Source organism: Acidovorax sp. DMC1 (genome assembly GCF_056314325.1).
The window spans coordinates 220,026-234,492 of the sequence record NZ_JBQUYO010000008.1 but is presented as its reverse complement, the minus strand read 5'-3'; the positions used below and the strand labels follow the sequence as shown (position 1 = coordinate 234,492).

Annotated in this window: 13 protein-coding genes; 12 read left to right on the top strand and 1 reads right to left on the bottom strand. The window is 66.1% G+C overall.

Going from position 1 to position 14,467, the window contains the following annotated elements:
* The first annotated feature begins 21 nt into the window (after positions 1-21).
* The 9 genes from flgE (at position 22) to ACT531_RS17320 (ending at position 10,747) form a co-directional block, all read left to right on the top strand.
* Positions 22-1,302 carry a flagellar hook protein FlgE gene (gene flgE, locus ACT531_RS17360; protein WP_209820601.1) on the top strand — a complete coding sequence of 427 codons (1,281 nt, stop codon included), beginning with the start codon at positions 22-24 and terminating at the stop codon, positions 1,300-1,302.
* A gap of 49 nt (positions 1,303-1,351) precedes the next feature.
* Positions 1,352-2,092 carry a flagellar basal-body rod protein FlgF gene (gene flgF / locus ACT531_RS17355; protein ID WP_015015835.1) on the top strand — a complete coding sequence of 247 codons (741 nt, stop codon included), beginning with the start codon at positions 1,352-1,354 and terminating at the stop codon, positions 2,090-2,092.
* 43 nt (positions 2,093-2,135) lie between these two features.
* Positions 2,136-2,918 (top strand): flagellar basal-body rod protein FlgG, encoded by a 783-nt coding sequence (flgG, locus tag ACT531_RS17350; RefSeq protein WP_110961860.1) that lies wholly within the window; start codon positions 2,136-2,138, stop codon positions 2,916-2,918.
* Positions 2,919-2,968: 50 nt separating this feature from the next.
* Entirely contained in the window at positions 2,969-3,691 is a 723-nt protein-coding gene (locus ACT531_RS17345) for a flagellar basal body L-ring protein FlgH (RefSeq protein WP_238990898.1), read from the top strand.
* Between the two features lie 283 nt (positions 3,692-3,974).
* Positions 3,975-5,117 (top strand): flagellar basal body P-ring protein FlgI, encoded by a 1,143-nt coding sequence (locus ACT531_RS17340; protein WP_015015838.1) that lies wholly within the window; start codon positions 3,975-3,977, stop codon positions 5,115-5,117.
* A 48-nt stretch (positions 5,118-5,165) separates the two neighbouring features.
* On the top strand, positions 5,166-6,083 hold the full coding sequence (flgJ, locus tag ACT531_RS17335; RefSeq protein WP_209820600.1) for a flagellar assembly peptidoglycan hydrolase FlgJ: 918 nt from the start codon (positions 5,166-5,168) through the stop codon (positions 6,081-6,083).
* 25 nt (positions 6,084-6,108) lie between these two features.
* Positions 6,109-8,085: a flagellar hook-associated protein FlgK gene (flgK, locus tag ACT531_RS17330; RefSeq protein ID WP_476018222.1), complete on the top strand. Its 1,977-nt coding sequence runs from the start codon at positions 6,109-6,111 to the stop codon at positions 8,083-8,085.
* A 27-nt stretch (positions 8,086-8,112) separates the two neighbouring features.
* Positions 8,113-9,366 carry a flagellar hook-associated protein FlgL gene (gene flgL / locus ACT531_RS17325; protein ID WP_476018221.1) on the top strand — a complete coding sequence of 418 codons (1,254 nt, stop codon included), beginning with the start codon at positions 8,113-8,115 and terminating at the stop codon, positions 9,364-9,366.
* Between the two features lie 133 nt (positions 9,367-9,499).
* A complete protein-coding gene (locus tag ACT531_RS17320; protein ID WP_476018220.1) occupies positions 9,500-10,747 on the top strand; it encodes an HDOD domain-containing protein in 1,248 nt (415 codons plus the stop codon).
* 95 nt (positions 10,748-10,842) lie between these two features.
* Here the strand turns inward: ACT531_RS17320 and ACT531_RS17315 are convergent, their stop codons facing one another.
* Positions 10,843-12,330, bottom strand: coding sequence for an aminotransferase-like domain-containing protein (locus ACT531_RS17315; protein ID WP_476018219.1), 1,488 nt, complete (start codon positions 12,328-12,330; stop codon positions 10,843-10,845).
* A 138-nt stretch (positions 12,331-12,468) separates the two neighbouring features.
* Here ACT531_RS17315 and ACT531_RS17310 point away from each other — a divergent pair, with 138 nt between their 5' ends.
* The 3 genes from ACT531_RS17310 to ACT531_RS17300 are packed head-to-tail and all read left to right on the top strand — an operon-like array spanning position 12,469 to position 14,464.
* Positions 12,469-13,083, top strand: a complete 615-nt coding sequence (locus tag ACT531_RS17310) for a LysE family translocator (protein ID WP_056747996.1) — start codon at positions 12,469-12,471, stop codon at positions 13,081-13,083.
* Entirely contained in the window at positions 13,080-13,997 is a 918-nt protein-coding gene (locus tag ACT531_RS17305) for a DMT family transporter (protein WP_476018218.1), read from the top strand. The genes ACT531_RS17310 and ACT531_RS17305 overlap by 4 nt, the downstream gene beginning before the upstream one ends.
* On the top strand, positions 13,994-14,464 hold the full coding sequence (locus ACT531_RS17300; RefSeq protein WP_476018217.1) for a RidA family protein: 471 nt from the start codon (positions 13,994-13,996) through the stop codon (positions 14,462-14,464). Before ACT531_RS17305 ends, ACT531_RS17300 begins: the two co-directional genes overlap by 4 nt.
* The last annotated feature ends 3 nt before the right edge of the window (positions 14,465-14,467 follow it).

Genomic DNA, 14,467 nt, shown 5'->3' with positions numbered 1-14,467 from the left:
TCGCGTCAACAGGAGAACACCATGAGTTTTCAGCAAGGCCTGTCCGGCCTGAACGCCGCCAGCAAGAACCTCGATGTCATCGGGCACAACATTGCCAACTCCAACACCGTTGGGTTCAAGGCCTCGCGGGCCGAGTTTGCCGAGATGGTGGCTTCCGCCATTGGCTCTGCGGGCGGCTCCAACGCAGGTATTGGCGTGGAAGTGGCGGCCGTGGCGCAGCAGTTCACGCAGGGCAACCTGACCATCACCGGCAACAGCCTGGACGTGGCCATCAACGGCAACGGGTTCTTCACCCTCACGCTGCCCGACGGCACCGCCGCCTACACCCGCTCCGGCAACTTCAAGCTGGACAAGGAAGGCAACATGATCACCAACGACAACGCCAAGGTGATGGGCTTCCCGGTGGATCCGGTCACAGGCCTGCGCACGGGCACCGACCCCATTCCTATGGTGTTCCCGACGGCCGAGCCGATCCCCGCCAAGCAAACCACCAAGATCACGGCCGCCTTCAACCTGGACGCCCGCGCCACCGATGCAGCTGGCGACCCTGCGGCCACGCCCCCCATCCCGGCCACGCCGCGCGCCACGTATGGCACCTCGATCAACGTGTTCGACAGCCAAGGTGTGGCCAAGCCGGTGAGCCTGTACTTCCAGAAGACCGCGACCGACAACACCTGGGACGTGTACGACGCGCTGGACGACCCCACGGCCGTTCCGCCCGTGGTGGCCACGCCCATCGGCCAGATCACGTTTGACAACAACGGCGCCATCACCGGCCCGGTGGCCACACCACCCGCCACCGGCTTTTCGCTGCCGCTCACCGTCAACCCCACGCCGCCCAACCCCAACAACCTGCCTGCGTACACCGTGGAAGTGAGCCTGGACAAGGTGACCCAGTTCGGCACCAAGTTCGCGGTGTCCAACCTGAGCCAGGACGGCTACACCTCGGGCGAGCTGACCGGCATCAACATCGAGAACAACGGGATGATCATGACCCGTTACTCAAACGGCGTGACGCGTGCCGAGGGCCAGCTCGCGCTGTCGAGCTTCCGCAACACGCAGGGCCTGGCCTCGGTGGGCAGCAACAACTGGGTGGCCACGTTCGAGTCGGGCCAGCCCGTGGTCGGTACGGCCACCGACGGCAGCTTTGGTTCGCTGCGCTCGGGCGCCCTGGAAGACTCCAACGTGGACCTCACCGCCGAGCTGGTGAACATGATGACCGCCCAGCGCGCTTACCAGGCCAACGCACAGACCATCAAGACGCAAGACCAGGTGATGTCCACCCTGGTGAACCTGCGCTGATCGGCTGACCGCCCCCTACTGAACCCGCCCAGGACCCCGGAGAGCCCCCATGGACCGCATCATCTACACCTCGATGACAGGCGCCAACGCCGCTGCCCACCGGCAGGCGGTGCTGTCCAACAACCTCGCCAATGTGTCCACCGGCGGGTTCCGCGCCGAGATGTCCACCTTCCGCTCGGTGCCGCTGCAGGGTGACGGCGCCAAGACGCGCGTGTTTGCGCTGGAGGCCACCTCGGGCTACGTCAATACCCCCGGCCCTGTGCAGCGCACCGGCCGCAACCTCGACGCGATGGCCGCAGGCAACGCCTGGTTTGCCGTGCAGGGCCTGGATGGCACCGAGGCCTACACCCGCGCCGGCAGCTTTGAAGTGTCGGCCACCGGCCAGCTGCTCACACCGACCGGACTGCCCGTGCTGTCGGACGGCGGCGCGCCCATCGACGTGCCGCCCGGAGCCGATGTGTCGCTCGGGTCGGACGGCACCGTGACCTCCAAGATTCCGGGCCAGCCCGCCCAGGCCATTGGCCGCCTCAAGCTGGCCACGCCCACGCCGGAAGACCCGCTCAAACGCGGCGACGATGGGCTGTTCCGCACTACCTCGGGCGACCCTATGCCGAACGACGCCAACGCCCGCATGTTGTCAGGCGCTCTGGAGGGCTCGAACGTGAACCCGGTCGAATGCATGGTCGGGATGATCGCTGCATCGCGCCAGTTCGAGCAGCAGATGAAGCTGCTGCAGACCGCCGAAACCAACGACAAGACCGCCAGCCAGTTGCTGAGCATGAACGGCTGATGCCGCTGCCCCACCCTGCACGCACCCGCCAAAAGGAAGCACCATGATCAACTCCCTCTGGATCGCCAAGACCGGCATGTCTGCCCAGCAGACCCAGCTCGACGTCATCTCGCACAACTTGGCCAACGTCTCCACCACGGGCTACAAGCGCAACAACGCGGTGTTCGAAGACCTGATCTACCAGAACCTACGCCAGGTGGGCGCCAACACCACCGAGCAGAACCAGTTGCCCACCGGCCTGCACCTGGGCCTGGGCGTGCGCACGGTGGCCACCAGCCGCAACTTCATGCAGGGCAGCCTGCAGGAGTCCAAGAACAACCTGGATGTCGCCATCAACGGCAACGGCTTCTTTGAAGTGACCATGCCCGATGGCACCGTGGGCTACACCCGCGACGGCTCGTTCCAGGTCGATGCCCAGGGCCGCATGGTCACATCCAGCGGGCTGCCTGTGGTCAACGGCATCACCATTCCGGCCAACGCCACCAGCATCACCATCAGCGCCGAAGGTGCCGTGGCGGTCACGGTGCCGGGCAACACACAGCCGCAGACCGTGGGCAACCTGGCCATGGCCAGCTTCATCAACCCGGCCGGCCTGGAGCCCATCGGGCAGAACCTTTTCAAGGAATCCGCCGCGTCCGGCCAGCCCCAGCAAGGCACCCCCGGCACGAACGGCCTGGGCATCATCAAGCAAGGGTTTCTGGAGGCCTCCAACGTCAACGTGGTGGAAGAGCTGGTCACCATGATCCAGACCCAGCGCGCCTATGAGATGAATTCCAAGGCCATCCAGACCTCGGACCAGATGCTGGCCAAGCTGGCCCAGCTGTGACCTCTCTTGTGACCGCCCGTTTGCCCGCGCTTTCGCCCAGGACTTCCGCCATGCGCACTTTCACACGCTCCCTTCGCCTGCTGCAGGCACTTGGCTCGCTGCGCGCGGGCGTTCCCGCCCTGGGCGCAGCACTGCTGTGCGCTGGTTGCGCCACCCTGTCGCCACCCCCTCCGGTGGACATCCTGCCCACCACCCCGCCCCCGCTGGCCGCTGCACCGCGCACCCCGCCCCCGGTGACGGGCGGGCTGTTCCACAACGCCAGCTACCGCCCCGCGTTTGAGGATCGGCGCGCGCGCCTGGTGGGCGACAACGTGACCATCCAGATCGTGGAAAACGTGACGGCCAGTCAGAAGTCGTCGTCCACGGTGGACCGCACCTCTGAAGTCTCGGCCGGCGTGACGGCCCTGCCCTTCACCAGCAAGACCTTCACCGACAAGCTGGGCGTGGGCGCGAATTCGGGCAATGCGTTCTCCGGCAAGGGCGGCACCGAGAGCGCCAACACCTTCACCGGCTCCATCACCGCCACGGTGGTGGATGTGCTGCCCAACGGCCACCTGGTCATCACCGGCGAGAAGCAGATCGGCGTGAACCAGAACGTGGATGTGCTGCGCTTTTCGGGCACGGTGGACCCGCGCGCACTGCAGCCCGGCAGCATCGTGAACTCGACCCAGGTGGCCAACGTGCGCGTCGAGTCGCGCGGACGCGGTGCACAGAACGAAGCCCAGGCCATGGGCTGGCTGGGCCGGTTCTTCAACACCGTCACGCCGTTCTGACCAGCCCGGGCGCCCTGAGTGCGCCCAGTGCGCCCATGCCCCAGTCCTTCCGGTATCTGACGGAAGGCTGGGCGTTGCCATTATTCACTACGAATTTGATAGCTATCAGCGCATATTGCACTGTCGCTTCTGGCCATTTTTGCTCAAAAATGGCCTGCCAGACCGCTCGCAGACCGTACCTGCGCCCCCCCTTGCCAACGCGGCTTCAGACGCAGCCAATAAGCCGGTGAACCCGCTTCTTTTTGGGTTTTAGTTCTGGCCATGGCCCACCACAATGGATGCCATGAAAGCCTCGTCCCACTCCCCCCTGACCCGCACGGCGCGCGCGCTGTGGCTGCTGCTGGCCTTGGCGGCCGCAGGTCTGGCAACGCCTGCACAGGCCTTGCGCATCAAGGAAGTGGCGGCGGTGCAGGGCGTGCGCAGCAACCAGCTGACGGGCTACGGCCTGGTCGTGGGGCTGGACGGCACGGGCGACCAGACCACGCAGATGCCCTACACCACGCAGGCCATGTCCAACTACCTGCAGCAGATGGGCATCAGCCTGCCCCCCGGCACGGCGTCGCAGCTGCAGCTCAAGAACGTGGCGGCGGTGATCGTCACGGCGCAACTGCCCGCCTTTGCCCAGCCGGGCCAGCAAATCGACGTGAACGTTTCGTCCATGGGCAATGCCAAGTCGCTCAAGGGCGGCACACTCATCGTCACACCGCTGCGTGGCGCGGACGGCGAGATCTATGCGCTGGCCCAGGGCAACATGGTAGTGGGCGGTGCAGGCGCATCGTCCGGTGGCAGTAAGGTGCAGATCAACCACCTGAGCGCCGGCCGCATTCCGCTGGGTGCGCAGGTGGAGCGGGCCGTGCCCACCCCCCTGAACGAAGGCGACACCATCAACCTGGGCCTGAACGCCTCGGACTTCCAGACTGCCCGCCGCGTGGCGCAGGTGATCAACGCCAAGCTGGGCAACGGCCTGGCCACCGCGCTGGACGGCCGCACGGTGCAGGTGCGCGCGCCCATCGACCCCGGCGCCCGCGTGGGCTTCATTGCCGACCTGGAAGAGCTGCCGCTCGAAACCTCCACCCCCTCGGCCAAGGTCGTCATCAATGCCCGCACGGGCTCGGTGGTGCTCAACCAGGCGGTCACGCTGGGGCCTTGCGCCATCGCCCACGGCAACCTGTCGATCACCATCAGCAGCACGCCCGTCATCAGCCAGCCCAACCCGCTCTCGCAAGGGCAGACGGTGGTCACGCAAAAGAGCGACATCACCATCAACCAGGAACCGGGCAACGTGATCCAGATGCCTGCGTCGCCACAGCTGGCCGACGTGGTCAAGGCCCTCAACACGCTGGGCGCCACGCCCGGAGACCTGCTGGCCATCCTGCAGGCCATCAAGGCCGCCGGCGCGCTCAACGCCGAGCTGGAGGTGATCTGACATGGCCCGCCCTGCTGCCGCTGCGTGCGCCGTCCACCGGGAGCGACCATGGCCCTGACCCTGCCCTCGTCCAGCACCACCAGCCCGTCGAACGCGCTGGCCGTCGATATCCGCTCGCTCAACTCCCTCAAGTACGAAGCGGGCACCGCCAACAGCGCACAGGTCACGCGCGAAGCGGCCAAGCAGTTTGAATCGCTGTTCATGCGCGAACTCATCAAAAGCATGCGCGACGCCACGATGAAGTCCGGCCTCATGGAAGGCGAGCAGGCCAACCTGGGCCAGGACATGCTGGACCAGCAGCTATCGGTCAACATGTCGGGCCTGCAGGGCGGTCTATCAGAAGCCATCGCCCGCCAGCTCTCGCGCCAAATGGGCGGTGCGGACACCAACTTCTCGGTGCCGTCCACGCTCAGCTTGCCGCAGGCTCAGAACCGGTCGGCGGCTTCCGCCAACACCTCGTCCGTCGATACCACCCTGCCAGTGCCCAAGGGCCGCGAAGGCTTTGTGCAGCACCTCAGCGGCACCGCCGAGCGCGTGGCTCAGGAAAGCGGGATTCCCGCCAGCTTCATGCTGGGCCAGGCCGGGCACGAAACCGGCTGGGGCAAGAGCGAGATCAAGACCGCCAACGGCGGTAACTCGTTCAACCTGTTCGGCATCAAGGCCGGCAAAGGCTGGACCGGCAAGGTGGCCGAGATCACGACCACCGAATACATCAACGGCACTCCGCGCAAGGTGGTGGCCAAATTCCGCGCATACGACTCGTACGAGGACTCGTTCCGCGACTACGCCAAGCTCATCACCGACAACCCGCGCTACGAGAAAGCCCAGGCCACCGCCAAGACGGGTTCTGCCGTGGCCTATGCGGCCGAGCTGCAAAAGGCCGGATACGCCACCGACCCCGAGTACGCCAAGAAGCTCAGCGGCGCCATCAACAGCGCACTGCGCGTACAGCGCGCCCAGGCGTGATGGACGAGAAGAACCGAGGTAAGCCATGAGTCTGCTCAACGTCGGCGCCCGCGCCCTGCTGGCCAACCAGGTGGCCTTACAGACGGCAGGCCACAACATTGCCAACGTCAATACACCCGGCTATTCGCGCCAGACGGTGGTGCTGCAGACTGTCCAGGGACAGTTCACGGGCGGCGGCTACATCGGCCAGGGCGTGGATGTGCAGACCATTCTGCGCAACCAGAGCGAGCTGCTCACGCGCCAGTCGGCTGCCGCCGGATCGACACAGGCTGCGGACGCCATCCGCGCCCAGCGCCTGAGCCAGTTGCAGGAAGTGTTCAGCGGCGGCACCCAGGGCCTGGGCGCCGCCATCAACGACATGATGAATGCGTTCTCGGACGTGGTGAGCAGCCCCACCGATATCACGGCACGCACGGTGGTTCTTACGCGGCTGGACGAAACGGCCGCACGCATGCGCACCGCCAGCGACCGGATCAACGAGATCGAATACACCGTCAAGGAACAGCTGCAGAGCAGCGTGACCGCCATCAACAGCCTGGCCACGCAGATGGCGGCGATCAATGAGCAAATCGCCCGTGCCACCGGCAACGGCCAGAGCCCCAACGACTTGCTGGACCAGCGCGACCAGATCATCCGCGACATCAACCAGTATGTGCAGACCACCCAGATCCCGGCGGATGACGGCACCGTGGGCCTGTTCGTGGCGGGCAGCCAGCCTCTGGTGCTGGGCAGCACGGCCACCAGCCTGTCGATCGATGATGCAACGACCTTCCCGGGCAGCGGACAGTCCAAGCTGTTTTTCAACCGCCCCGGAGCCACGCCCATCGAGCTGGACGAGAACGTGCTGGGTGGCGGCACCGTCTCGGGACTGCTGCGCTTTCAGAACACGGACCTGAGCGAAGGGCGCAATCTGCTGGGCCGCATGGCGCTGGCCATCGGCATGACGATGAACGACCAGCAGAACCTGGGCCTGACGCTGGACGGCGTGCCAGGCAAGGACCTGTTCGCCTTGCCCACCAGCATGCCGGGCTATACCAACGGCGCAGGCGTGGGCACGGTGTCGTTCACGGGTCCCACGCAGTTTGAAGCCTCGGACTACGAGATCCGCTTTACCACCGGCACGGCCGGCCAGGTGGTGCGCCTGTCCGACGGCAAATCGACCCCGTTCACCGACGCCGCCAACCTAGCCACGCTGCAGATCGACGGGCTCAACTTCAACCTGACCACGCCCGGCAACCCCGGCGAGCGCATGCTGTTCAAGCCGTTCAGCACGGCCGCCAACAACATCCAGGCGTTGGTGTATTCGCCGCGGGACTTGGCCGCCGCCAACCCCATCAACGCGGCCATGGGCACTGCCAACGGCGGCACCATGCAGCTGGGCAACCTCAAGGCCACGGGCCTGCCCAACCCACCGGGGCTGGTATTGCCGGCAAACGCCAACCCGGCAGCCATCCCGCCCATCCTGGGGGGCATCCAGCTGCAGTTCACCGCCGGCCCACCCACCACCTACGACGTGCTCGACCGCGGCACTGCGCCGCCCACGTCGCTCGCCACCGCACAGCCCTACACCTCGGGACAACCCATCTCCATCAACGGATGGGAGATCACGCTGCAAGGCACCCCCAAGACCGGCGACACCGTCGTGATCGGCAATGCCCTGGACCCGCAGTACGGTGACGCCTACACGCGCAATGCAGGCAACGCCAATGCCCTGATGGGGCTGCGCGACGTCAAGATGTTTGACGAATCGACCCTGAGCGACGGCTACGCCAGTGCCATTGCCCAGGTGGGCACGCGCACCCAGAGCGCCAAGTTTGCAGAACAGCTGTCCTCCACCATCGCCGCCAACCTCGAGCGCGACCGCACGGCGGTGTCGGGGGTGAATCTGGACGAAGAGGCCGCCAAGCTGATCCAATACCAGCAGGCCTACCAGGCCTCGGCCAAGATGATCCAGATTGCGCAGAACATTTTTGATTCGCTGATCCAGGGCCTGGGCCGATGAACGGAGCCCTAGCGTGAGGAGTTCGACATGAGCACAAACATCTACCGCGTCGGCACGGCCAACATGTATGACAACGCGCTGCGCAACCTGGGCGCGCGCCAGACGAGCCTGACCACGCTGCAGGAAAACCTGACCTCGGGCAAACGCGTGGTGCGCGCCAGTGACGACCCGGTGTCGGCAGCTCAGGCTGAGCGAGCGCTTAACCGCCTGTCGCGCATCCAGACCGAGCAGCGAGCATTGGAAACCCAGCGCAATGCCATTGCGCAAGGCGAATCCTCCTTGGGCGACGCAGTGAATCTGATCCAGAACTTTCGGGAGCTGGTGGTCAGTGCGGGCGACGCCAGCATGACCCCCAACGACCGCGCTACGGTGGCCAACCAGCTCCAGGGTTTGCGGGAACAACTGGTCGAAGTGGCCAACCGAAAAGACACCAACGGCATTCCCTTGCTAAGTGCCTTGGGCAGCGCGCTGGCGCCGTTCCTGGGGCCCCTGAGCAGCTCGCCCGACTACATCTTCCAGGGCTTGCCAGGTCAGACGGCGAGCAACGGCGTGACGGTTCCCGGGGCACTCGACGGCGACTCCGCATTCATGTTCGACCCCAACCGTGACGGTGTTTACACCGCCGGGGTCAGCAGCATTCCGGTAGGCCGACAACTCACCACGACGGCCATCACGCCCACCAACAAAGCGTTGGTGACGGGTGACAACTACACCATCACCTTCAGCGCCGTCGGTCCCGGCGCCACCACGGGCAACAGCACCGCGACGTACACCATCACCAACACCACCACAGGTGCTGTCTCCGCCCCGGTGGTGGTGCCAGACTACCCGACCGACAAGCCGGTCACCATTTCAGTTCCCGGTATTCCGGGGCTTTCCTTCGACATCAAGGGCAACCCGGCCAACGGGGATACCGTCACCCTGCAACCCAGCGCGAGCATGTTCAGCACGCTGGACAGCGCCATCAATGGCATCCGCAACGCTCCCAACAACAACGGCGCGATCCAGGCCGTGGGACAGGCCCTGGCCAACATCGACATCGGACTGGAACGCGTACACAACATGCGCAGCTACGCCGGCGAGCTGCTCAATCGCGCAGACCGCATCACCGGCGACCAGGACAAGCGCTCCATCCAGCTGGAAGGTGACCGTTCGCGGGCAGAGGATCTCGATATGATCAAGGGCATTTCCGACTTCCAGAACCAGCAGGTGGGATATGAGGCTGCACTCAAGTCCTATGCGCAGGTTCAGAAGTTGTCGCTGTTCAACTTTATTGGCTAGCAGCCTGCGCGGCAGGAGTGTTCGGGCGTGGCGTCCGGCGTACCCGGTGCCTCCAGGCGGCAGCACCGGCTGGTGTACGCGGCGACTCCCATCCCGCGCGTGCTGGCCGGCCCCGTTTTTTGCCTGAGAGCACATGGTCCAATCCGTCCTAGGTAGCCTGATCCTGGGCTACCGCCCTCTGTGGAACCGAGCCCGCAAACTCGCAGGCATCCAGCTGTACGCCCACAACAAGGCCTCGGCCACCGTCGATGGCGGCCATCTGCTGCGCACGCTGCAGGAGCTGTGGTCGGCCAGCTCGCCGCCGCTGCTGATCTCGGCACAGACCCGCCAGCTGCTGTGCGACCTGCTCGAAAACGCCCCGCGTGCCGCGCCATGGATCGAGGTGCGCGGCGAGTGGCTTTCGGACTCCGCCATCTATGACCGCGTGAAGGCCGCGCACCAGCGCGGGCTGCGCCTGGTGTGGCGGGGCGACATGGACAAGTTGCCCGAACCCGAGATAGCCCGCTGCTTTGACAACAGCCTGCTGACACTGCGCCCCAAAGACGCCGTGGCCGCATTGCAGACCACACCGCCCCGCCCGGGCAGCGCCGCAGCCGCAGCGCCCCCACCGGCGGCCAAGCGCGCTCCCAGCCCGGTGCTGGCTGGCCAGATGTACGAAAACATTGCCAGCCGGGCCCTCATGGAACACTGCCTGGACCAGGGCAACGCGATGGCCCTGGCCGGCTGGCCGACCGAGGACGTGCTCTACAGCCTGCGCCACCACCCGCAGCAGCCGTCACACGCAGTGATCTTCAAGCTCATGAAGGCCATCGACGACGAGCAGTCGCTGGAGACGTTTGAAGACATCATGGGCGAGGACCCGCTGCTCGCCTACCGCTTCATGGTGTACACCAACTCGGCCGCGCTGGGCCTGCGCACAGGCATCGATTCACTGCGCCGGGGCCTGGTGATGATGGGCTACAGCTCCATCAAGCGCTGGCTGTCCGACCAGCTGCCCCATGCGAGTACCGAGGCCAACATGCAGCCCGTGCGCGAAGCCATGGTGATGCGCGCCCAGCTCACGGCACGGCTGCTGGACGCGGGCATCGAGAACGACCTGCGCCGCGAGATCTACCTGTGCGGCCTGCTCTCCCAGCTCGACGAGCTGCTGGGCGAGCCCCTCGGCACCATCCTCAAGCGCCTGCCCCTGTCCGAACGCATCTACGACGCCACCGTGCTGCGCACCGGCCCCTACACCGGCGGCCTGCAGATGGCCTGCGCGCTGGAGACCGACGATGCCAGCGCCATTCGCCAGCTGTGCGAGACCTTCGAGATGGACCTCGAAGAGGTCAATCGCGCGCTGCTGCGGGTGTTGTCTGATCTGGAAGTGGAAAGAAAATAAGCCCTGCCGAGCGTCTGCACGTGTCCTCCCCAGAGGCTGCCTCCCGTTGACCCGGTGAGGCGCCTGCTTCGCCCGACGGGGCAGCGCTCAGCGACTCACCGGGCCTGCTCGTCGCGCACCCGTGCAAAGGTCTTCCAAAACGCCGCCTCCTGCGTCGTCGCGAAGTTGATACGCATGAGGGTGCTGGGTTTGCGCTCGGCATGAAACAGGGCACCGGGCGCCAGCAGGTAGCCCTCGTCCAGCATGCGCTGGGACAGCGCATCGGTGTCCACTCCGGTCTCCACCCAGCCAAACAGGCCCACCGGCTCGGCCGCAAAGGTGCAACCCGCCCCCAGGGCCAGCTTCACGCTGCGCGCGCGCGCCGCATCCAGCCGGGTGCGGATGCGTTCGGCGTGGCGGCGTAGCTGGCCCTGCTCGATGCACAAGGCCAGGGCTTTTTCCAGCAGCGCGGGCGTGGTCAACGTGGCCAGCAGCTTGGTGTCGAGCAACTGCTCCACCAGCGCGGGCGGCGCAGCCATGAAGCCGATGCGCCAGTTGGGCGCGAGGATCTTGGCAAAGCCACTCACGTAGATGGTGCGCTGCAGGCCATCCAGCGCAGTGAGGCGCGTGGCATGCTCGGGCGCAATGTGGCTGTAGGTGTCGTCTTCCACCACATGGAAGTTGTGCTGGTTGGCCAGCTGCAGCACGCGGTGGGCGCTGCCCGGTGTGAGGCAATAACCCGTGGGGTTGTGGAACACGCTCACGCTCACGTAAAGCTTGGGCTTGTGCACCTCGCAGTAGCGCGCCATCACCTCCAGGTCCGGGCCATCGGCGCGGCGCGGCACGGGCAGGATGTGCATGCCAAGCGCCGCCAGGCGCGCAAACTCCACCGCCCAGCCAGGCTCCTCCACCATCACCGGGTCGCCGGGGCGCAGCAGGGTACGGCTCACGATGTCGAGCGCATGGGTGGCCCCCACGGTGGTGATGATGTTCTCGGGCACCGTGTGCACGTTGAGCGTGGACAGCTTCTTGGCCAGCACACGCCTCAGGCCTGCATCGCCCAGCGGCTCGCCGTATTGCAGCGAGAAGTCCTGCAGGGCCCGTGAGTTGGTGACCTTGCGCACGGCTGCAGGCATGAAGGTGGACTCCAGCCAGTCGGGCGGAAAGACCCCCATGCCGGGCTGGGGCTTGTCGCTGATCTTGTGGAACATGCCCCGGATCAGCGCCGTGGCGTTGACGGGCGACACGCCCGGGCCTGCGCGGCCGGCCGCACGCGCCGCAAACCAGTGCGCCGTGCTCCAGTTGGCGGCCGCACTCTCCAGCCCGGGGTCCACGGGGCGGGCGTCTTCGTCGTCGGCAGCATGGGCCGCGCGGCCACTTTCGCGCACAAAAAAGCCCCGGTTCTTGCGCGCCTCCACCAGCCCCTGGGCCAGCAGCTGGTCATAGGCCGCCACCACGGTAGACGGGCTCACCCCGTTTTGCTGCGCGCACTGGCGCACCGACGGCAGGCGCGCGCCGGGCGCCAGCAGGCGGTTGCGGATGCGCTCCGAGATCCGGGCCGACAACTGCTCGGTGAGCGACTGGGTGGAGGATTTCATCAGCATGGCAAGGCCCCGGGTGGTGTACTGTCTTCGCAACCAATACAGATTCAATACTGCGCTGAATGACTGTACTGGTCCTGTATTGGTTTGCAAGATTACATTGAACCCACGCCACCGACAAGAACCCCTCTGCAATTCCCCATGAGCGTCGCCGAACTCACCGCCCTGCTGCTGTTTTGCACCGCCATGAGCTTTTCGCCGGGGCCGAACACCACCCTGTCCACCGCGCTGGCCGCCAACCTCGGACTCAAGCGCGCACTGCGCTTTTGCTTTGCGGTGCCTGCGGGCTGGACGCTGCTCATGCTGGGCAGCGGGCTGGGCCTGGGTGCCCTCATCACCGGCGTGCCCGCCCTGCGCTGGGCGGTGACGCTGCTGGGCGTGGCCTACATGCTCTGGCTGGCTTTCAAGCTCAGCCGCGCAGGCCAGATGACCGCCATCGACACATCGCGCCTGAACGTGACGTTCTGGCAAGGCGTAGGCCTGCAGTTTGTCAACATCAAGGCCTGGATGCTGGCCCTCACGCTCAGCGCAGGCTGGGTGGTCAATGCCGCAGGGCAGCCCGCCGCCAACCCGGGTGAGCGCCTGGCCATCATTTGCGGCGTGATGATGGTGTTCGCCTTCACCAGCAACTTTGTCTATGCGCTGGTGGGCTCGCTGCTGCGCCAGTGGCTGGCGCAGGGCGCGCGGCTGCTGTGGTTCAACCGCGCGCTGGCACTCGTGCTGGTGCTCACTGCGTACTGGATGCTCACCCTATGAACCGCGCACAGGAAAAAGAAGCCCTGCTCTGGGGCCTGGTCGGCGTCACGCTGTTTGCGGCCACGCTGCCCATGACGCGGCTGGCAGTGGGCTCTACCGATGCACCCCAGCTGTCCCCCTGGTTCGTCACGTTCGGGCGTGCCGCCGTGGCGGGGCTGCTGTCCATCGGCTACCAGCTATGGCAACGCGCACAGGGGCGCCTGAACCTGCCGGTGCGGGCCGAGTGGCCACTGCTGGGCATCACGGCGTTTGGCGTGATTGTCGGCTTCCCGCTGTTCCTTGCGCTGGCATTGCGCCATGTGCCCAGCACCCATGGCGCCGTGGTCACGGCCCTGCTGCCGCTGTCCACCGCCCTGCTGGGTGCACTGTGGTACCGGCAGCGGCCCTCGGCAGGCTTCTGGGCCTGTGCGGTGCTGGGTAGCGGGCTGGTGCTGGGCTTCATGGTGTGGCGTGCGGGCGGGCTGTACCTGGGGGCGGCCAACGTCTACCTGCTGATTGCCATGACCACAGGCGCCCTGGGCTACATCGGCGGCGCCCGCCTCACGCCCCGGCTGGGGGCCGAGCAGGTCATCTGCTGGGTGCTGGTGTGCAGCCTGCCACTCACGCTGCCCGTGGCCTGGTGGTTTGCGCCCGCCGTGCCCTCCAGCATTGGCGCGATGAGCTGGGCGGGCTTTCTGTACGTGGCCCTGTTCTCGATGTGGATCGGCTTCTTTGCGTGGTACCGCGCCCTGGCGCTGGGTGCCGTGCGGGTCAGCCAGATCCAGCTCATCCAGCCCTTTTTGAGCCTGCTGTTTGCGGTGCCGCTGCTGGGTGAACACCTCGATACCGTCACCCTGGTGTTCGCAGTGGCCGTGATCGCCACCGTCTTCATGGGCAAACGGATGCCCATTCAACAACAAGGAGCCCCCGCATGAGTGCCATCACCCCGGAGCAGCGACTGCAACAGCTGGGCCTGGCGCTGCCCACCGTGTCCGCCCCGCGCGGCAACTTCGATGCCTATGTGCTGGACGGCCACACGCTGTACCTGTCGGGCAAGGGATCGCCCCTGCGCAACGACATTGCGGTGGTACCCAAGGTGGGCCGCGAGATCAGCACGGACGAGGCTCGCCAGCACGCCCGCGACGTAGGCCTGCACCTGATTGCCACGATGCAGGCAGCCCTCGGAGACTTGTCGCGCGTGCGCCGCGTGGTCAAGCTGCTGGGCATGGTGAATGCGGTGCCCGACTTCATGCAACACACCGAGGTCATCAACGGCTGCTCCGACCTGCTGGTGGAAGTGTTTGGTGATGCGGGACGGCACGCGCGCTCGGCCGTGGGTGTCGGCTCCTTGCCGCGCGGCTTCGCGGTCGAGATCGAGGCCGTGGTGTCGATCAAGGACTGAAAC